This window comes from Pseudomonas fluorescens HK44, from assembly GCF_000217955.3.
GTDB lineage: Bacteria > Pseudomonadota > Gammaproteobacteria > Pseudomonadales > Pseudomonadaceae > Aquipseudomonas > Aquipseudomonas fluorescens_AQ.
The window spans coordinates 1,497,591-1,517,634 of sequence record NZ_AFOY02000015.1; the positions used below are offsets into that span (position 1 = coordinate 1,497,591).

The 20,044-nt window shown below is 58.7% G+C and carries 18 protein-coding genes and 1 pseudogene; 8 read left to right on the forward strand and 11 right to left on the reverse strand.

Annotation, left to right across the window (positions count from 1 at the left end; all coding sequences use genetic code 11):
* Positions 1-96: 96 nt before the first annotated feature.
* Positions 97-933 (reverse strand): CvfB family protein, encoded by an 837-nt coding sequence (locus HK44_RS19675; protein ID WP_019692453.1) that lies wholly within the window; start codon positions 931-933, stop codon positions 97-99.
* A gap of 352 nt (positions 934-1,285) precedes the next feature.
* Here HK44_RS19675 and HK44_RS19680 point away from each other — a divergent pair, with 352 nt between their 5' ends.
* Complete coding sequence (locus HK44_RS19680; protein WP_017337097.1) at positions 1,286-1,474, forward strand: hypothetical protein; 189 nt, start codon at positions 1,286-1,288, stop codon at positions 1,472-1,474.
* 176 nt (positions 1,475-1,650) lie between these two features.
* Entirely contained in the window at positions 1,651-2,520 is an 870-nt protein-coding gene (locus HK44_RS19685) for a DUF6279 family lipoprotein (RefSeq protein WP_019692454.1), read from the forward strand.
* Here HK44_RS19685 and HK44_RS19690 read toward each other — a convergent pair.
* On the reverse strand, positions 2,517-2,909 hold the full coding sequence (locus HK44_RS19690) for a hypothetical protein (protein WP_019692455.1): 393 nt from the start codon (positions 2,907-2,909) through the stop codon (positions 2,517-2,519). The genes HK44_RS19685 and HK44_RS19690 overlap by 4 nt on opposite strands.
* 192 nt (positions 2,910-3,101) lie before the next feature.
* Between HK44_RS19690 and HK44_RS19695 the strand changes: the two genes are divergently transcribed.
* A complete protein-coding gene (locus tag HK44_RS19695) occupies positions 3,102-3,839 on the forward strand; it encodes a DUF899 domain-containing protein (RefSeq protein WP_019692456.1) in 738 nt (245 codons plus the stop codon).
* A gap of 160 nt (positions 3,840-3,999) precedes the next feature.
* Here HK44_RS19695 and HK44_RS19700 read toward each other — a convergent pair whose 3' ends face one another.
* Entirely contained in the window at positions 4,000-5,346 is a 1,347-nt protein-coding gene (locus tag HK44_RS19700; protein ID WP_019692457.1) for a DEAD/DEAH box helicase, read from the reverse strand.
* Between the two features lie 193 nt (positions 5,347-5,539).
* On the opposite strand from HK44_RS19700, the pseudogene HK44_RS19705 reads away from it, so the two are divergent.
* Positions 5,540-5,713: pseudogene (locus HK44_RS19705) on the forward strand (mechanosensitive ion channel family protein); the annotation flags it as partial.
* Between the two features lie 40 nt (positions 5,714-5,753).
* On the opposite strand, the gene HK44_RS19710 reads toward HK44_RS19705, so the two are convergent.
* The 3 genes from HK44_RS19710 to HK44_RS19720 form a co-directional block, all read right to left on the reverse strand.
* The gene (locus tag HK44_RS19710; RefSeq protein ID WP_019692459.1) at positions 5,754-6,620 is read right to left on the reverse strand and encodes a carboxylate/amino acid/amine transporter; all 867 of its coding nucleotides are present in this window, start codon (positions 6,618-6,620) and stop codon (positions 5,754-5,756) included.
* 358 nt (positions 6,621-6,978) lie between these two features.
* Positions 6,979-7,578, reverse strand: coding sequence for an FMN-dependent NADH-azoreductase (locus tag HK44_RS19715; protein ID WP_019692460.1), 600 nt, complete (start codon positions 7,576-7,578; stop codon positions 6,979-6,981).
* Between the two features lie 149 nt (positions 7,579-7,727).
* Entirely contained in the window at positions 7,728-8,042 is a 315-nt protein-coding gene (locus HK44_RS19720) for a 3-phosphoglycerate kinase (RefSeq protein WP_019692461.1), read from the reverse strand.
* A gap of 49 nt (positions 8,043-8,091) precedes the next feature.
* On the opposite strand from HK44_RS19720, the gene HK44_RS19725 reads away from it, so the two are divergent.
* The 4 genes from HK44_RS19725 to HK44_RS19740 all read left to right on the forward strand — a co-directional run bounded on the left by HK44_RS19725 (position 8,092) and on the right by HK44_RS19740 (position 12,321).
* Positions 8,092-9,015, forward strand: coding sequence for a LysR family transcriptional regulator (locus HK44_RS19725; RefSeq protein ID WP_019692462.1), 924 nt, complete (start codon positions 8,092-8,094; stop codon positions 9,013-9,015).
* Positions 9,016-9,029: 14 nt separating this feature from the next.
* Positions 9,030-9,833 carry an alpha/beta fold hydrolase gene (locus HK44_RS19730; RefSeq protein WP_019692463.1) on the forward strand — a complete coding sequence of 268 codons (804 nt, stop codon included), beginning with the start codon at positions 9,030-9,032 and terminating at the stop codon, positions 9,831-9,833.
* 3 nt (positions 9,834-9,836) lie between these two features.
* Positions 9,837-10,400 carry a peptidylprolyl isomerase A gene (locus HK44_RS19735; protein WP_019692464.1) on the forward strand — a complete coding sequence of 188 codons (564 nt, stop codon included), beginning with the start codon at positions 9,837-9,839 and terminating at the stop codon, positions 10,398-10,400.
* Between the two features lie 88 nt (positions 10,401-10,488).
* Complete coding sequence (locus HK44_RS19740) at positions 10,489-12,321, forward strand: ABC transporter ATP-binding protein (RefSeq protein ID WP_019692465.1); 1,833 nt, start codon at positions 10,489-10,491, stop codon at positions 12,319-12,321.
* A gap of 210 nt (positions 12,322-12,531) precedes the next feature.
* On the opposite strand, the gene HK44_RS19745 is transcribed toward HK44_RS19740, so the two are convergent.
* The 5 genes from HK44_RS19745 to hrpA form a co-directional block, all read right to left on the reverse strand.
* A complete protein-coding gene (locus HK44_RS19745; protein WP_019692466.1) occupies positions 12,532-13,656 on the reverse strand; it encodes a GNAT family N-acetyltransferase in 1,125 nt (374 codons plus the stop codon).
* 122 nt (positions 13,657-13,778) lie between these two features.
* Positions 13,779-14,015, reverse strand: a complete 237-nt coding sequence (locus HK44_RS19750; protein WP_019692467.1) for an anti-sigma factor family protein — start codon at positions 14,013-14,015, stop codon at positions 13,779-13,781.
* Positions 14,009-14,617, reverse strand: coding sequence for an RNA polymerase sigma factor (locus tag HK44_RS19755; RefSeq protein WP_020723540.1), 609 nt, complete (start codon positions 14,615-14,617; stop codon positions 14,009-14,011). Before HK44_RS19755 ends, HK44_RS19750 begins: the two co-directional genes overlap by 7 nt.
* A 56-nt stretch (positions 14,618-14,673) precedes the next feature.
* Positions 14,674-15,795 (reverse strand): beta-ketoacyl-ACP synthase III, encoded by a 1,122-nt coding sequence (locus HK44_RS19760; RefSeq protein ID WP_019692469.1) that lies wholly within the window; start codon positions 15,793-15,795, stop codon positions 14,674-14,676.
* Between the two features lie 231 nt (positions 15,796-16,026).
* On the reverse strand, positions 16,027-19,938 hold the full coding sequence (gene hrpA, locus HK44_RS19765; RefSeq protein WP_019692470.1) for an ATP-dependent RNA helicase HrpA: 3,912 nt from the start codon (positions 19,936-19,938) through the stop codon (positions 16,027-16,029).
* Positions 19,939-20,044 lie beyond the last annotated feature (106 nt).

Consider the following 20,044-nt stretch of genomic DNA (forward strand, 5'->3'; position numbering starts at 1 on the left):
GCGAAACCTCGCGAACGGTTAACGACATGGCAGTTACTCACTAAAAACAAAATGCCCCGGTACTTGGCCGGGGCAATCAGGTCAGGTCAGCTCGGCTCAACTGAGTTCAATGCGATCCGCATGAATGACGATCTGGCCGTTCTTGTAGAGCGCGCCGATGGCCTTCTTGAAGTTGCCTTTGCTGACGCCGAACAGGCTGCTGATCAGCGCCGGGTCGCTCTTGTCGCTGACCGGCAAGGTGCCGTTGTTATCGCGCAGCTTGGCGAGAATCTTCGAGTTCAGGCTGGTGGCGGCTTCTTCGCCCACGGGCTGCAGGCTCAGGCTGATCTTGCCGTCGGCGCGGATCTCCTTGATGAACCCCTTCTCTTCCTTGCCGGCACGCATGAACTTGAAGATTTCGTTCTTGTGGATCAAACCCCAATGCTTGTTGTTGATGATCGCCTTGAAACCCATATCGGTCGCTTCGGCTACCAGCAAGTCAACTTCCTGGCCAGGCTTGTAGTTGGCCGGGGTTTTGTCCAGGTAGCGATCCAGACGCGCGGTCGCGGTAATACGGCGGGTGTGCTTGTCGAGGTAGACATGCACCACGCAGTATTCGCCCGCGGTCATCTGACGCTTTTCTTCGGAATACGGCAGCAGCAGGTCCTTGGGCAGACCCCAGTCGAGAAACACACCGATGCTGTTGACTTCAACGACTTTAAGACTGGCGAAATCACCGACCTGAACTTTCGGTTTTTCAGTAGTTGCGATGAGTTTGTCATCGCTGTCCAGATAAACAAAAACGTTCAGCCAGTCTTCATCTTCGCTGGGAATATCTTTGGGGATATAACGATTCGGCAGAAGGATTTCGCCATCCGCGCCACCGTCCAGATATAAACCAAAGTTAGTGTGTTTAACCACTTGCAAGCTGTTGTAGCGCCCGACTAAAGCCATTTCCAATACCCTCATTGCTTGGGCGCCATTCTACCCGGTTTTGCCGGTGCTGTTGGGTGACTGGCCGGCTTGCGAAGAAAAATCCGCTGCAAGGCTCATTTTTCCTGGGTTTTTCACCAGAGCAGAGCCCGCTCGTCAGACCGTCCGGACACCTTTTTGCCGATATCGGTAAGCCATACACGGTACTTTTCAGGCCTACGTTCTTATTCAAAACAGTAGCTTAGGTGATTATTGCGAACAGTAACTTATGAATAATCGACACCTGCCCCCGGTTATTTCAGGCAGATATTTACCAAGCAATTGTCAAGTATTTCCTGTACGATGCCTGGCCAAGTTAATTTTCTACAGGTTAATGGCCGCCATGCGTGTAAAAGCATCCAACAGCAAAGCAAAGCCAGCTCCAGCCGTTGAAACCAGCGAATCGATCAACAACCAGATTGCTGCTTTCCTCAAGTCCGGCGGCGAGATCCAGCAAATTGCCAAAGGCGTCAGCGGCCAGACATTCGGCCCGTCCAAACAGATCACCCTGGGCAAAAAGTAATACCCCCCTCGCGTCACCCTGGTCCCTAAGCGCTTTGAGCTTCGAAGCGCTAGGACTGGAACCCTCCTCCCCTGCCACACCCTTCAAGACCAAACGTGCGTTCGATTTGATCAGCTGAACAGCCGGGTCCATCCTGCATTCAGATACCAGAACTACGCCCTTGCAAGGATTGGCTCATGTCGCGCTGGTTGAAACACCTCGCCCTGTTCCTGACCCTGTGCCTCTCGCTACCGGCCTGCAACCGGGTGAGCCTGGCCTATCGCAATCTCGACATCCTCATTCCCTGGACGCTCAACGACTACCTGGACATGAACAGCGAGCAGAAAGGCTGGCTCAGCGAACGTCTCAAGGAACATCTCAGCTGGCATTGCTCCACGCAATTACCCGGCTACGTCGACTGGCTCGACCGCTTGCAGCAGATGGTCGAAACCAATCAAGTCACAGACGCCGCACTGCAAGCCCGCATCCTTGAAGCCAAACAAGCCATTGCCCAGACCGCCCGGGAAATCACCCCGTCGGCGGTCGAGTTGTTGCAAGGCTTGAATGAGCAGCAGGTCAACGAGATGAACCAGGCCTTCGCCAAAGACCAGCGCGTGCATCAGGAGAAATACCTCAAAGCACCGCTGGCACAACAGATCAAACATCGCATCGAGCGGATGGATAAACGCCTGGGCGACTGGCTTGGCCCGCTCAACACTATTCAGGCGCAGCGCGTTGTTGCCTGGGCCAACGCGCTGGGCGAGCAAAATCAGCAATGGATCGCCAATCGCGCTCATTGGCAGGCACTGTTCAGCGCAGCAGTGGAACAACGCCACAGCAGCGACTTTGCGCAACGCATCGAAACCCTGCTGGTCGATCGCGAGACCTTATGGACCCCGGCCTATCGCCAGGTTTACAGCAACACCGAAGCCCAGGCACGCAGCCTGATTGTCGACCTGATGGCCGACAGTACCGCCGATCAACGTCAGCACTTGCTGAAAAAAATCGACAAGATGCGCAGCGATTTCAGCGCATTGAAGTGCTTGAAGGTCGCAGGAGCCTCTTAAGCGATCTGCGCTTTAGACGCCACCTCATCAAAGGTCGTCGGGTCCAATGCATCCACCTGCTCGTCGAGCACCTGCCGTGAATGATCATTGCCCGCACTGCTGCTGTCGATCATGCACAGCAGACTCAAACCGCGTGGCGTCAGGATAAAGTTCTCGCCGTTACCACCTTCGTCCTCGGGGCGGGACTCGATATAGCCACGGTCCAGCAGGAGCTTTTCATACGCGGTGGCGGTCACTTTCAGCTCATCCAGATTGCCGATGGGCTCCCCCTCTGCCGCCTTCGCCGCCGTATGCTGCTCGGCGTAGGCCCGTGGGGTGAAGCTGTGGCCGGCGCTGTTCTGCACTTCGTGCAGCAATCGCTCAAGCAAATCCCAGTTATAAACCGTCATCCGATATCAACCTCCAGACCGACAGTGAGAGGCCTCTCATAAGGTGTGACCGGCGCCATCGGCAGCCGTTCAGCCAGGTTGTCATGCGGGCGGATGACGGCAACAACCGATCAGCGGCTTGTCGATTACAGCGTCGGTCAAACGACTAGGCTGTGTAAGCCACAACACGCCAACCTCGCAGGAGGAAAAGTCATGAACAGCGTGCACCAGCACGAGGTCGTGTCCCGAGAAAAATGGCTCGCGGCCCGTAAACAGCATCTGATCCACGAAAAGGCCTTTACCCGGGAACGCGACAAACTCAGCGCCGAACGTCGCGCACTGCCCTGGGTAAAAGTCGACAAGAACTACGTGTTCGAAGGCCCCGACGGACGGCAAAACCTTGCCGATCTTTTCGGTGGTAACAGCCAGTTGATCATCTATCACTTCATGTTCGCCAAGGGCTGGGAAGAAGGCTGCCCCGGCTGCTCGTTTCTGTCCGACCACATCGACGGCGCCAACCAGCACCTGGCCCACCACGACATTTCCCTGGTGGTGGTTTCCCACGCGCCATTGGCGGAGTTCCAGGCGTTCCGCAAACGCATGGGCTGGCAGTTCAAATGGGTCTCATCGGCCGGCAGTGACTTCAACGCCGACTACAAGGTGACCATCAGCGATCAGGAACTCGCGGACGGCACCGCAACCTACAACTACGAAAAAAGCACCAGCACCGAAGGTGAACTGCCAGGACTGAGCGTGTTTTATCGCAATGACGCTGGGGAAATCTTCCACACCTACTCCACCTACGCTCGCGGCCTGGACCTGCTGATCGGCGCCTATAACTACCTCGACCTGACACCCAAGGGCCGCAACGAAGAGCAAGGCATGAAATGGGTGCGCCATCACGATCGTTACGAGACCGCGCCAAGCGCCAAACACTGTGGCTGCAAGTAATGCTGCCGGCCCCTCGCCCCAACCGGGGCGAGGATGCACCGCCCTTCACGACAAGGCTCGACACACAAAGAGCATAAAAGGACACCCGTGGAGCTGGCATTTCGCCCCGATAAAAAAACCCGGACACTGTCCGGGTTTTTTATGGGATCGCTACGGCGCGTTATTCAGCGGCCGGAGCTTGCGGCTTGCGGCGCTTGAGCGGTGCCATGCCGTCTTTGCTGACCAGCGACAGGGCATCGGTCTTCGGGCGGTTGGCGATCTTGCGCTTGGTCGGAGCCTTGGCGCCGGTCTTTTTCTTGTCGCCTTTGGCGTCGACCTTTTTCTTCTTCACGCCAACGGCTTTACCCGAGGCCTTGACCTTTTTCGGCCCACCGTAAGTGCCTTTGACTTCCTTGATAGTGCGGCGCTCGAAGCTCTGCTTGAGGTAGCGCTCGATGCTCGACATCAGGTTCCAGTCGCCGTGGCAGATCAGCGAAATGGCCAGGCCATCGTTGCCGGCACGACCGGTACGACCGATACGGTGAACGTATTCGTCGCCGCTGCGCGGCATGTCGAAGTTGATCACCAGGTCCAGGCCTTCCACGTCCAGGCCGCGAGCGGCAACGTCGGTGGCGACGAGGATCTTGACCCCGCCCTGCTTCAGACGGTCGATCGCCAGCTTGCGATCCTTCTGGTCTTTCTCACCGTGCAAGACGAACGCTTTGTACTCCTGCGCCACCAGACGGCCGTAGATACGGTCGGCCATGGCCCGGGTGTTGGTAAAGACGATGGCCTTCTGGTAGGTCTCGTTGGCCAGCAACCAGTTAACGATCTGTTCTTTGTGCTGGTTGTGGTCAGCGGTGATGATTTGCTGACGGGTGGTGTCGTTCAACTGGCTGACGGCATTGAGCTGCAAGTGCTCAGGGTTGTTCAGGACCTTGGCGATCATCTCGCGCAGGCCCGAACCACCGGTGGTGGCGGAGAACAGCATGGTCTGTTGACGGTTGGTGCACTCGTCGACCAGGCGCTGTACGTCTTCGGCAAAGCCCATGTCGAGCATGCGGTCGGCTTCGTCGAGCACCAGCACTTCAACTTCTTTCAAGTCGAGGTTGCCGGCGTTCAGTTGCTCGATCATCCGGCCCGGAGTGCCGATCAGGATATCCGGCACCTTGCGCAGCATGGCTGCCTGGACCTTGAAGTCTTCGCCGCCGGTGATCAGGCCGGACTTGATGAAGGTGAACTGCGCGAAGCGTTCCACTTCCTTGATGGTCTGCTGGGCCAGCTCGCGGGTCGGCAGCAGGATCAGGGTCTTGATGCTGACGCGGACTTTGGCCGGGCCGATCAAACGGTTGAGGATCGGCAAAACGAATGCAGCGGTTTTGCCGCTACCGGTTTGCGCAGTCACCCGCAGGTCACGCCCTTGGAGCGCGAGCGGGATAGCCGCTGCTTGCACTGGCGTTGGCTCGACAAATTTAAGCTCGGCCACGGCTTTGAGCAGGCGTTCGTGCAGGGCGAATTGGGAAAACACGGGTGCTACCTCGAAGAAATACAAAAAATCAGCTGCATAGGGTAACGGTTTCGAGCGCGAAGGCCGAGTTTCTTTATGCAAACGGACGCAAACAATGGCGTTTTTGTTAGCGGATTTGTCCCTGAACCTAACTCGATGCGTCTTAAATGCTCTAATCGCGCCCTTTCGTCCTGCCGAAGAATCGTTTTAACCCATGGATCTCAAACAGCTCTGGCTCAATACCCGAGACCTCTGGGGCGCTCTCGACCAGCACCCGCTCGTACTTTCCGGCCTGGCGCTGATGGTGTTGTTGGGGATCGCCTTGCTGCTCGGACGAGTGGCGTTCGCCCTGATGAAAAACCAGAGCGAATACCAACCGAATCGACCGTTGCAGGGTTATCCTGCAACATAGAATCTCCCACAGGGGTTCAGTTGGCGGCGACCCGCCTCTGTATACCCAACCGGCTGATCCACACCGCTGCCAGAATCACCGAGCCACCCAGGAACAACCGCCCCAACTCTTCATGCTGATTCCAGATCAGCAAGTTGATCAGCAGCCCCACCGGCACGTGCAGGTTGTTCATCACCGCCAGTGTCCCGCCGTTGACCAGGCAAGCGCCCTTATTCCACCAGTACAGGCCCAACGCGGTGGACACCAGTCCGAGGAACACCAACACGCCCCACTGCAAGGGTGCTTCCGGCAGGAAGTTCTGTTTGCCGAACAGCAGAAACGCCGGCAGGGCCACGGCCAGCGCGCCGAGGTAAAAGTAACCAAAGCGCCGATAATGCGGCAGGTCACTCGGATGGCGCGCCACCAGATGCCTGTACAGCACCTGACCTGCGGCGTAGGTGAAGTTGGCCAGTTGCAACAGCAAAAAACCCATGAAGAAGTCCGGATTGATCCGGTCATAACGGATCACCGCCGCACCGAGCACCGCAACCAATGCCGCCACCAGCGCCCAGGGATTGAAGCGGCGGTTCAGCGCATCTTCGATCAGGGTCACGTGCAACGGCGTGAGAATGGTGAACAGCAGGACTTCCGGCACGGTCAGCACCCGGAAGCTCAGGTACAGGCAGACGTAGGTCACACCGAACTGCAACGCGCCGATCAACAGCATCCCGCGCATGAACGCCGGCTCCACCTGACGCCAGCGGGTCAACGGAATGAACACCAGCCCCGCCAGCAACACCCGCACCAGCACCGCGAAATAGCTGTCGACATGCCCGGCCAGGTATTCACCGATCAAACTGAAGGAAAACGCCTGAATCAGCGTGACAAAAAGTAAATAGCCCATGCTCGCCTCGTTTCGAATGGCGGCGACGATAACGGGTTTTGCCCGTTATCGCGAACACTCCGCCACTACACAAATCCTGTGGGAGCGAGCTTGCTCCGGGCGGCGTTCCGACGATAGCGGTGTGTCATTCAACAATGATGTCGACTGACACTCCGTCTTCGCGAGCAGGCTCGCTCCCACAGGTTTTTACCCGGCCACAAAATCGCAGGCAAAAAAAAAGCCCGATCTCGCTAAAGCGTTCAATCGGGCTAGAGCACTCATGAGCAACAAGTGCAAAGGGAGGTTCGATGCGCGAACCGGCTTGAAGGGGTGTACAAGCGCCACTTGATCATCAGGTGATTATCTGGCGATTAACGGCTCAGGCGACCTGGGCAAGCTTGGCGTTGGCCTGGTTCAGGCCCTTTTCGTGGAAGTCACCGCCAAGGTTCATGCCTTCGGCGTGAATAAAGGTGACGTCGTGGATACCGATGAACGCCATGACCTGACGCAGGTACGGTTCCTGGTGATCGGAAGTGCTACCGGCGTAGATGCCACCGCGAGCAGTCAATACATAAGCACGCTTGCCACTGAGCAGACCTTGTGGGCCGGTTTCGGTGTACTTGAAAGTCACACCGGCACGCAGCACGTGGTCGAGCCAGGCTTTGAGCGTGCTGGGGATCGCGAAGTTGTACATCGGTGCGGCCATGACCAAGACGTCGGCAGCCAGCAATTCGTCGGTCAACAGGTTGGAGCGTTCCAGCGACGATTGTTCGATTTCGTTGCGTTGCTCGGCAGGTTTCATCCAGCCGCCCAGCAGGTTGGCATCCAGGTGTGGAACCGGATGGGTCGCCAGGTCACGAACGGTGATCTGGTCGGCCGGGTGTGCGGCTTTCCATTGACTGATGAAGGTTTGGGTCAGTTGACGCGATACCGAGTCTTGCTGGCGGGCACTGCTTTCGATGATCAGAACGCGGGACATGGGATGTAGCCTCCATCGGTGAATGCTGTAAGTCGATGGAGTGGAGATTAAACAGTGTTGTATCGATGAAAAAGCACAAATAACTGCTATAAACCATCAATAAATTCGTTTATAAGCGGAGCGTATCTGCCCCGCCTGTGCAACAGCCCCTATTTGGGTTTGCAGGTCAGGGTGATGTACAGCTTGATGATTTCACGGTTGAACCTGGCCGAGAGGTCGGCGCTTTTGCCGGTCTCCAGGCTCACGCGGCGAGTACGCGGCAATTCCGGGCCATTGCGGAATGCCACCGTGCATTCGGCGGCTTTACCGCTGTAGTTGCTCAGCGTAATGGCGCCCATGTCGCGAGCGGTGTCATGGGTGGTGTAGTCGATTTTCAGGCCGTTGAGTTGTTTTTGTACATCGATGGGGTAGGCAAACGCGGTCAGCGGCAGCATCGCCAGCACCACACAACAGATTTTTTTCATTCGGCAGCCTCCAATGGAAGCTGCCAGCTTAGGACAAGAGGAGCTCATCATGAAAGCGCCCCGCGTGACCCTTGATCAATGGCGCACATTGCAAGCCGTGGTCGACCACGGTGGTTTCGCCCAGGCCGCCGAAGCGTTACACCGTTCGCAGTCATCCGTCAGCTATACCGTAGCGCGCATGCAGGACCAGCTTGGTGTGCCGCTGTTGCGCATCGACGGCCGTAAGGCAGTGTTGACCGAAGCCGGCGGCGTACTGCTGCGCCGCTCGCGGCAACTGGTCAAACAGGCCAGTCAGCTAGAAGATCTGGCGCACCACATGGAGCAAGGCTGGGAGGCGGAAGTGCGGCTGGTGGTCGACGCTGCTTACCCGAACGCCCGACTGGTTCGCGCCTTGACCGCGTTCATGCCGCAAAGTCGCGGTTGCCGGGTGCGTCTGCGTGAAGAGGTACTGTCCGGGGTCGAGGAAGTGCTGCTCGAAGGCGTGGCGGATCTGGCCATCAGTGGCTTCAACATTCCCGGTTACCTGGGCGCGGAGTTGAGCGACGTCGAGTTCGTTGCCGTCGCCCACCCCGAACATGCCTTGCATCGCCTCAATCGTGAACTGAGCTTCCACGACCTCGAAAGTCAGTTGCAGGTGGTGATCCGCGACTCCGGCCGCCAGCAACCGCGTGATGTCGGCTGGCTGGGTGCCGAACAGCGCTGGACCGTCGGCAGCCTGGCCACCGCTGCCACCTTCGTCAGCAGTGGCCTGGGGTTTGCCTGGCTGCCACGGCACATGATTGAACGCGAACTCAAGGAAGGCCTGCTCAAGCTGCTACCGTTGGATCAGGGTGGCAGTCGGCATCCGACCTTCTTTCTCTATTCAAACAAGGACAAGCCCTTGGGGCCGGCGACGCAGATTCTTATCGAATTGCTGCGCACCTTCGATACCGCGCCGCTGGATGCGCCGTTCGCTGCCCCGGAACAAGCCTGACAAGGAGCTGCACAATGGCCTATTTCGAACATGAAGGTTGTACCTTGCACTACGAGGAATATGGCCACGGCACACCGCTGCTGCTGGTACACGGGCTGGGCTCGAGCACGCTGGACTGGGAAAAACAGATCCCGGAGCTCTCGACCCGTTACCGGGTGATCGTCCCGGATGTTCGCGGCCACGGTCGCTCCGACAAACCCCGCGAGCGCTACAGCATTGCCGGCTTCAGCGCCGACCTGGTCGCGCTGATCGAACACCTGAACCTCGGCCCGGTGCATCTGGTCGGGTTGTCCATGGGTGGGATGATCGGTTTTCAGCTGGCGGTGGACCAACCATCACGGCTTAAAAGCCTGTGCATCGTCAACAGTGCCCCTGAGGTCAAACTCCGCACGGCGGATGATTACTGGCAGTGGTTCAAGCGCTGGAGCCTGATGCGCCTCCTCAGTCTGCGCACCATCGGCACGGCCTTGGGCGGCAAGCTGTTTCCCAAACCCGAACAGGCAGAGTTGCGGCATAAAATGGCCGAACGCTGGGCAAAAAACGACAAACGTGCTTATCTCGCCAGCTTCAATGCCATAGTTGGTTGGGGGGTTCAGGAACGACTGGCGAAAGTCACCTGTCCAACCCTGATCGTCAGCGCTGACCGCGACTACACGCCGGTAGCGCTGAAAGAAGCCTATGTAAAACTGCTGCCCGATGCACAGCTGGTGGTGATCGAAGATTCACGCCACGCAACGCCATTGGACCAGCCACACCGTTTCAACCAAACCCTGCTTGAATTTCTAACCGCAGTCGACACCACTACCCAGGATCACTGACCCATGCTGAAAAAAATCGCCCTCGTCACAGGCGCAGTACTGTTCGCCGCCAACCTGATGGCTGCAGACGCTGCCAAGGCTCCGCACGTTTTGCTCGATACCACCAACGGCCAGATCGAAATCGAACTGGACCCGGTCAAGGCACCGATCAGCACCAAGAACTTTCTCGCCTATGTCGACAGCGGCTTCTACACCAACACCATTTTCCACCGTGTGATTCCGGGGTTCATGGTCCAGGGTGGCGGTTTCACCCCGCAGATGGCGCAAAAAGACACCAAGGCACCGATCAAGAACGAAGCCAGCAACGGCCTGCATAACGTGCGTGGCACCCTGTCGATGGCGCGTACTTCCGATCCGGATTCGGCCACCAGCCAGTTCTTCATCAACGTCAAGGACAACGACTTCCTCGACCCGGGCCGCGATGCCGGTTACGCGGTATTCGCCAAAGTCGTGAAAGGCATGGACGTCGTCGACATCATCGTCAACTCGCCAACCACCACCAAGCAAGGCATGCAGAATGTGCCCATCGACCCGGTGCTGATCAAGTCGGCCAAGCGCATCGACTAAACTGCATTAGGCGTCCTGAGCGGCAGCGATGTGTTCACTGTGCCGCTCGCATCGAAAAAAGGAGAGCCCGTACGCGGGCGTTTATCTGATGCTCTATCGTCGTTTCGAAAAACTGATCGATATTTTCCGTGACGCCCCGACGGCGGCTCCGCCGAGCCGGGTTCTCCCCTTCTATACCTATTATTTGCGTCAGGTCTGGCCGAGTTTTGCCGCGCTGTTGGTCGTTGGCTTGATCGGCGCGCTGATCGAAGTGGCGCTGTTCAGTTACCTGAGTCGAATCATCGATTTGGCCCAAGGCACGCCAAACACAGACTTCTTCAAAATCCACGGCGTCGAGCTGGCCTGGATGGCGGTGGTCGCACTTTTTCTACGACCGATATTCGTCGGCCTGCATGACCTGCTGGTGCATCAAACCCTGAGCCCCGGCATGACCAGCATGATTCGCTGGCAAAACCACAGTTACGTGCTCAAACAGAGCCTGAATTTTTTCCAGAACGATTTCGCCGGACGCATCGCCCAACGGATCATGCAGACCGGCAACTCCCTGCGCGACTCGGCGGTGCAAGCCGTCGACGCGTTATGGCATGTGCTGATCTACGCGATCAGCTCGCTGGTGCTGTTCGCCGAAGCCGACTGGCGCCTGATGATCCCGCTGCTGACGTGGATCGCCTGCTACATCGGCGCACTGTGCTACTTCGTGCCGCGGGTCAAGGAACGTTCGGTGGTGTCCTCCGATGCGCGCTCCAAACTCATGGGCCGGATCGTCGACGGCTACACCAACATCACCACGCTGAAACTCTTCGCCCACACCAACTTCGAACAGCAATACGCCCGCGAAGCCATCGCCGAGCAGACCGAAAAATCCCAACTGGCCGGCCGCGTCGTCACCAGCATGGACGTGGTCATCACCAGCATGAACGGCCTGCTGATCGTCGGCACCACGAGCCTTGCGCTGTGGCTGTGGACCCAGTCGCTGATCTCGGTCGGTGCCATTGCCCTGGCCACCGGCCTGGTGATCCGCATCGTCAACATGTCGGGCTGGATCATGTGGGTGGTCAACGGCATTTTCGAAAACATCGGGATGGTCCAGGACGGCCTGCAAACCATCGCCCAACCGATCAGCGTCACCGACCGCGAACCGGCACCGCGCCTGGAAGTGGCCCGTGGCGAAGTGCGTTTCGAACACGTGACGTTTCACTATGGCAAGAAAAGCGGAATCATCGACGACCTCAACCTGAGCATCAAACCCGGTGAAAAAATCGGCTTGATCGGTCCTTCGGGCGCGGGTAAATCGACTCTGGTCAATCTGCTGCTGCGCCTCTACGACCTGCAGAGCGGGCAGATTCTGGTCGATGGGCAGAACATCGCCAGCGTGGCTCAGGAAAGCCTGCGCGAGCGGATCGGCATGATCACTCAAGACACCTCGCTGCTGCACCGTTCGATCCGTGAGAATCTGCTTTACGGTAAACCCGACGCCACCGACGAAGAACTCTGGGAGGCAGTCCGCAAGGCCCGCGCCGACGAGTTCATCCCGTTGCTATCGGATGCTGAAGGCCGCACCGGTTTCGATGCTCATGTTGGTGAACGTGGGGTGAAACTCTCTGGCGGCCAGCGCCAACGGATCGCTATCGCCCGAGTGCTGCTCAAGGACGCGCCGATCCTGATCATGGACGAAGCGACCTCGGCGCTGGACTCGGAAGTCGAAGCGGCGATTCAGGAAAGCCTGGAAACCCTGATGCAGGGCAAGACTGTGATTGCCATCGCTCACCGACTCTCGACCATCGCGCGGATGGATCGCCTGGTGGTGCTGGAAAAAGGCCACATCGCCGAAACCGGCAGCCATGCCGAACTGCTGGCTCATGGCGGGTTGTATGCGCGGCTGTGGCAGCACCAGACCGGTGGGTTTGTCGGCATCGATTGAGGATTGCGTCTGTGGCGAGGGAGCGTGCTCCCGCTCGGGCGCGAAGCGGCCGCAGATTCTGGTTGTCGGGTTTACCTGGCACAACGCCGTCTCGTGCATGGGGACAGCTTCGCTGTCCAGCGGGAGCAAGCTCCCTCGCCACAAGTGCCTCCATCAGCTCAAAAAAAAGTGCCTCCGTCAGCTCAAAAAATCCGCGACAGCGCTCTGACATCAGCCCTGTCGGTAGGGCAAGGCGCTCTTCGCCTCTTCTGCATAGCCCATGACACCCAAACGTTCGCGCTCAAGAAAATCCTTCACCGCCGACTTCAATCCCGGGTGACGCAAGTAGTGCCAGGAATGGGTGATCACCGGTTCAAAACCACGAATCAGTTTGTGCTCGCCCTGTGCACCGGCATCGAAACGTTGAAATCCGTTCGCAATGGCGTAATCCATGCCTTGATAGAAACAGGTCTCGAAGTGCAGGCGATCGAACTCCGCCAGACAACCCCAATAACGTCCATAAAAACAATCGCCACCGACCAGACTGAAGGCCATGGCCACCGGCCGTGATCCTTGTTTGGCCAGCACCACCCGAATGGCTTCGGGCATGCGTTCAGCCAACAGGCTGAAAAACTCCCGCGTCAGGTACGGCGACTGCCGACGCACCGCATAGGTGTTGGCGTAGCAGGCATAGACGAAATCCCACTGTGCCTGGTCGAGTTGATGCCCCTCAAGCCATTCAAACTCGATGCCCTGCCCCGCCACTTGTTCACGTTCCTTGCGCATCTGCTTGCGCTTGCGTGAACTCAACGCATCAAGGAAATCCTGAAAATCCCGATAGCCGCGATTCTGCCAGTGGTACTGGCAACCGATGCGTTGCAACCAGCCCGGTTGCTCGGCCAATGCCGCATCGGTAAAGGCGTCGGTAAAGTTGATATGGGCGCTGGAGAGCCCTTCAATGTCCAGATAACCCGGCACGCTGTTCAGCAGTTCGAAACCATCCTGCACATTCGCCGCCAACAACCGTGGCCCGCTGACCGGGCTGAACGGCACAGCCGTCAACAGTTTGGGGTAGTAATCGATCCCGGCGCGCTCGCACGCATCGGCCCAGGCATGGTCGAACACGTATTCGCCGTAGGAATGCCATTTGCGGTAACTCGGCAATGCCGCGAGCAGATGACCGTCTTCGATGTGCAGCAGATGCTCCGGCTGCCAGCCGGACTGCGGCCCCAGGCAGCCGCTGTCTTCCAGCGCCCCGAGAAAAGCGTGACGCAGAAACGGCTGAGTCTCGGGCACCAGCGCGTCCCACTGTTGGGGCGCGATGGCGGACAGACTGTCCAAAACGTGTAACGGCATCCTGTTCCCCTGCGGTTGTTGCCTACAGACCCGCCGAGTATCACCCATCCCCGGCGCTTACCGAAATAAAAACCCCGCCGAAGCGGGGTCAAAACGAAGTCTGAGGGAGGTGTGAACTGAAACTACTGTTTACCCTTTTGACGCTCGGCGGCCAGGCGTTCGGCGAGTTCGTCGACACCGGGCAGCGGTTTTTCGGGCATGGCGCGCAAGGTCGCCTGCATCAACCGCATCTGCCGAATGAATCGCCGGCAATTGGGGCAAAACATCAAATGATGGCGCACCATCAGCCGCTCACGAAAGCTCAACTGGCCATCGAGATAATCGCTGGACCGCGCTACTTGTTCCTTACAGGTCAACATTCGCCGGTTTCCTCAAAATGCTCCACGGTTGCAAACACTTTCAACCGTGCCCGGTGCAGCAGCACACGAACATTGGAGAGCGAGATCTCCAGAAGATTACAAATCTCCTCCAGCTCCAGGCCCTGGCGCTCACGCAACAGCAGCACGCTGCTTTGCAGTTCCGACAGGCTGAGCAAGGTGTGCTCCAGGCATTCACGCAGTTCGTTTTCGGTGAGCAGCGCTTCCGGGGTGTCCTGATGCCAGCTGAACGGCGCCACCAGCCAGTGGCCATCGGCGGCGGAGAAACGATCATCATCGATGGTGCCGTGGGGTGACGGCAGGTCATCGAGCAAGACTTCCCGACGGTTTTGTTTGTATCGACCTTTTGCCGCATTGGCGGTGATGGTCAACAGCCAGGTCTTGAGGCTGGAACGCCCCTCGAACCCGTTCAGGTTGCGCACCACCGACAACCAGGCATCCTGCACCACTTCGTCGGTATGCCGGTTACCGACGATGGCATAAGCCACCGCGCGCATGGCGCTCTGGTAGGTGCTGACCAACTCCTTGAAAGCCTTCTGCTCGCCCGCCAACAGGCGTTCGAGCAGTTGCGTTTCGTCAGTCATCAGTGCTGAATTCCTGTGTGTGTGCATGACTCAGGCTTGCCACTACCCTTCACAACTCAGCGCTTGCGCAGAATCACGCTACCAATCGAATAACCGGCACCAAACGAGCTGAGTACCGCCAGCGAACCGGCTGGCAAATCGTCCTGGTTCTTGTGAAAGGCAATCACTGAACCGGCAGAGCTGGTGTTGGCATACGTGTCGAGAATCACCGGGGCTTCTTCTTCGGTGGCTTCACGGCCCAGCAGCTTCTTGACGATCAGGTGGTTCATGCTGAGGTTGGCCTGGTGCAGCCAGAAACGCTTCACGTCGCTGATGTTCAGCTTGTTCTCGTCCAAGTGGGTGGCGATCAGCTCCGCGACCATCGGGCAGACATCGCGGAACACCTTGCGACCTTCCTGGACGAAGAGTTTGTCACGGGCACCGATGCCCTCTTCCGCCGCGCGGTTGAGGAAGCCGAAGTTGTTGCGAATATTGTTGGAGAACTTGGTCAGCAACTTGGTGCTGACAACATCGAATTGGTACTTGGACGTGGCCAGGTCGGCACGTTCAATGATTACCGCTGTCGCGGCATCGCCGAAGATGAAGTGGCTGTCGCGGTCGCGGAAGTTCAGGTGACCGGTGCAGACTTCCGGGTTGACCATCAGGATCGCCCGGGCCTGGCCCAGCTGTACGCTGTTGGCGGCGGCCTGAATACCGAACGTCGCCGAGGAACAGGCCACGTTCATGTCAAAACCGAAACCTTCGATACCCAGCGCTTCCTGGACTTCGATGGCAATGGCCGGATAGGCGCGTTGCAGGTTGGAACAGGCAACGATTACCCCGTCGATGTCCGCCGCTGTCTTGCCGGCGCGTTGCAGGGCCTGCTCGGCAGCGCCAATGGCCATCTGGCAAAGCACCGACCATTCGTCATTGGAGCGCTCGGGCAAACGAGGTGCCATGCGCTTGGGATCGAGAATACCTTCCTTGTCCATGACAAAGCGGCTTTTGATCCCCGAGGCTTTTTCGATAAACGCGACGCTGGATTCGGTCAGTGCCTGCACTTCGCCACGTTCGATGGCGTCAGCATTGTCAGCATTGAACTGAGCGACGTAAGTATTGAAAGACTGCACCAGCTCTTCGTTGGAGATGCTGTTGGCCGGGGTGTACAGGCCGGTGCCGCTGATGACGACATTATGCATGGTCGTTTCTCTAATCTGTTCAGGCAGAAAGTGTTGGCACCGACGTACCAACACATAAAGGGTTTATCCCGTCGAAGGGCATCAACCTGGCATCTCTTAAGTCCGATCCGCCCTGGCTGCAAAGGCTAAAATCTGCGGGGCCGGCGTTTATAACAGCGAAGTTTGCCATAAACATTGGCGTTTGGCCCCTTTTGCGAGAGCAACGGCAGGCATACCTGTGGAAGCTTGTGTTCAGGGTTCGACTTGAGCCCATTGCTTGCTCAAACGCTTGTCGGAGATCGGCACCTTGGTCCCCAATTGCTGGGCGAACAGCGAAACCCGGTATTCCTCCAGCCACCAGCGATAGAGCTCAAGTTGCGGATCGCGCTTGCCTTCCTGCGCATGCTTGTTGGCACGGGTCTGGTATTGGCTCCAGAGACCGGACAACTCGCCGCTCCAGACCCGGTCCTTCTGCACCTGAGCGCCGAGTTTTTCGACGCGCTGCTCGACGGCTTTCAAATAACGCGGCAGCTCTTTGAGCCACTGCATCGGGGTTTCACGGACAAAGCCCGGATACACCAGGTGACTGAGCTGCTGCTTGATGTCGTTCAGGGCCACCGCTTGCGCCAGGTCGATCTTGCCTTTGAAGCGTTTCTGCAAACCGTGCCAGAGCTTGAGCGTTTCCAGCGTCAGTTTCGCCAGACGCTCGGCGTGCTCGGTCCACGCACCGCGCTTGCGCTCGGCCAGCGAGGCCAAACCAGCGCCGTCACGCGGCAAACTCGCTTCGCCGTCGAGAATGCAGCTGTCGAGGCTCGCCAGCAGGATGTCTTCCACCAGACTGTCGATACGCCCCAGCTCGCGGTACATCAGGCCCAGCTCGGTGAGCCCCGGCAGCTTGCCGCGCAAGAACTTCGCCGGCTCGGCCAGTTGCTGCATGAGCAACCGCTGCAACGCCCGACGATGCTGGAACTCGGCCTCGGCCGGGGTCGAAAAACGCCCTTCCTTAACGGTGCCCGCCTCTTCCACCAGCGCCGGGTAGACCGTCATCGACAGCCCGGCGATCTTCTGTTGGGTTTTCTCGGCCACTGCAGCGAAGACCTTGGCCTCCACCGGCTGTTGGCTTTTTGCCGTCTGCGGTACAGCCAAAGCAGCCTGACTGGCCTCTGCGAAACGTGCGGTCAGCTCGGCCAGATCACGGCCTTCGCCGAGGAACTTGCCCTGGCCATCGACGATTTCCAGGTTCATCCGCAGATGACTTTCAACCTGCTGCGACGCTTCCACCCAGGCCTCATCACTGACCCGCGCACCGGTCATGCGCAACAGTTCACGACCCAATGCCTGCGGCAGTGAACCGTCGGCGAAGGTGATGCGCTGCAACGCCGCTTTGACAAAGTCCGGCACCGGCACGAAATTCTTGCGCAACGCCTTGGGCAGGTTGCGCACCAGGGCGATGCACTTGGCTTCGATCACGCCAGGCACCAGCCATTCCAGGCGTTCCGGCGGCAGCGCCGGCAACAGCGGTGCCGGTACGCGCAAGGTCACGCCATCGCGGGGATGGTTAGGCTCGAAGTGGTAGCTCAACGGCAAGGTCAGATCGCCCAGGCGCAGGGTGTCCGGGTAATGCGCGGCGGTGACTTCGCTGGCTTCGCGAGCCAGCACGTCTTCTTCACGCATGATCAGCAATTGCGGGTCTTTCTGGCTGTTGATCCGATACCAGCTGTCAAAGGTCGCCGTTTGATGGATCTCTGCCGGCAAGCGCGCGTCGTAGAAGGCAAACAGGGTTTCCTCATCCGCCAGAATGTCGCGACGACGGGCCTTGGCCTCCAGTTCGTCGAGCTGTTCCAACAATTGCTCATTGGCAGACAGACACTTGGCTTTCGACTGAATCTCGCCCCGCACCAGCGCTTCGCGGATAAACAGTTCACGCGAGGTGACAGGATCGATCGGCCCGTAATGCACCGGCCGGCGACCGACCACGATCAACCCGAACAGGGTGATTTGCTCGTAGGCCACGACCTGTCCGCGCTTCTTCTCCCAATGCGGTTCGAAGTGGTTTTTCTTGATCAGGTGCCCGGCCAGCGGCTCGATCCAGTCCGGCTCGATCTTCGCCACCATGCGTGCATAGAGCTTGGTGGTTTCCACCAGTTCGGCAGTCATCAGCCATTGCGGACGTTTCTTGCCCAGCCCCGACGACGGATGAATCCAGAAGCGCCGTTGACGTGCGCCGAGGTAATCGCCGTCTTCGGTTTTCTGGCCGATCTGGCTGAGCAACCCGGACAACACCGCTTTGTGCAGTTTCGGGTAGTCCGCCGGCTCTTTATTCAGGCTCAGCTGCATGTCACGGCAGATCAGGCTCAATTGGCGATGAGAGTCGCGCCACTCGCGCAGGCGCAGGTAATTCAGGAAATTCTTGCGGCACCAATTGCGCAGCGGGCTGGCGGTCAGGGCCTGGCGTTGCTCCTCAAAACCACGCCACAGATTGACCAGCCCGGCGAAATCCGAGTCCACGTCTTTCCATTGTGCGTGGGCCTGATCGGCGGCCTGCTGGCGCTCCGGTGGACGCTCACGCGGGTCCTGAATCGACATGGCGCTGGCGACGATCAGCACTTCCTGCAAGCTGCCGAGTTTCGCCGCTTCGAGCAACATCCGGCCCATCCGAGGGTCCACCGGCAGCCGCGCCAGTTGCCGGCCGAGCGGCGTCAGTTGACTGTTGCGGTCGACTGCCGAGAGTTCTTGCAGCAGGTTGAAACCGTCGCTGATGGCCTTGCCATCCGGCGGTTCGATAAACGGGAAATCGGTGATTTCACCGAGGCGCAGATGGAGCATCTGCAAAATCACCGCCGCCAGGTTGGTACGGAGAATTTCCGGGTCGGTAAATTCCGGCCGTCCGATGAAGTCTTCTTCGCTGTACAGACGGATGCAAATGCCCGGCTCGACCCGTCCGCAACGGCCTTTACGCTGGTTGGCGCTGGCCTGGGAAATCGCCTCGATCGGCAAGCGCTGGACCTTGGCGCGGTAGCTGTAGCGGCTGATGCGCGCTGTACCGCTGTCGATCACGTAACGAATGCCCGGCACGGTCAGCGAGGTTTCTGCAACGTTGGTCGCCAGCACGACGCGACGGCCCGGATGGGACTGGAAAATCCGCTGCTGCTCGGCCGGCGACAGCCGTGCGTACAGCGGCAGAATTTCGGTGTGCTTGAGCTGGGCCTTGCGCAGCATGTCCGCCGCGTCACGAATCTCACGCTCGCCGGGCAGGAACACCAGCACGTCGCCGGGACTGCGGCGCTCGCTGCGTTCGTATGCGGCAATTTCATCGAGGGTGGCGAGGATCGCCTGATCCACGGTCAGGTCGTCTTCAACCCGGTTGCCCTCTTCGTCCTGCTCCAGCGTCAACGGCCGATACCAGGTGTCCACCGGGAAAGTACGACCCGAGACTTCGACAATCGGCGCATCGTCGAAATGCTTGGAAAAGCGCTCAAGATCGATGGTCGCCGAGGTGATGATGACTTTCAGGTCCGGGCGGCGCGGCAGCAGGGTTTTCAGGTAACCGAGCAGGAAGTCGATGTTCAGGCTGCGTTCGTGGGCTTCGTCGACGATGATCGTGTCATAGCGTTCGAGGTAGCGGTCGTTCTGGGTTTCCGCCAGCAGGATGCCGTCGGTCATCAGTTTGATCAGGGTGTTGGCATCGCTCTGATCCTCGAACCGCACCTGGTAGCCGACCAAGGCACCGAGTGGCGTTGCCAGCTCTTCGGCCACCCGGCTCGCTACGCTGCGCGCAGCAATTCGACGGGGTTGGGTGTGGCCGATCAGACCGTGCTGGCCGCGACCGATTTCCAGGCAGATCTTCGGCAACTGGGTGGTTTTACCCGAGCCGGTTTCGCCAGCAATGATCAGCACCTGATGCTTGAGCAGCGCTTCCTTGATTTCGTCGCGCTTGGCGGCGATCGGCAGGCTGTCGTCGTAACGAATCAGCGGCAGGCTGGCACGTCGTGCCACCACCTGGTCACAGGACGCTTGCATGCGCGTCACCCACAAGGCCAGCTTGGCGTCGTCGGGCTTCTTGCGCAGTTCGAGCAACTGCCGCCGCAGCCGGTGGCGGTCGGCAAGCATCGCGTGGTCGAGGTTTTTCAGCAGTTTGTCGATGGAAGGCGATTCGTCAGTCATCAGGTACGCAAAGGTCGTCTAGTGGCGCAGGGGGGCGATTGTCGCAGATTTGAGTCCATAGCGACGAATCCAACCTGCTTTGTGGCGAGGGAGCTTGCTCCCGCTG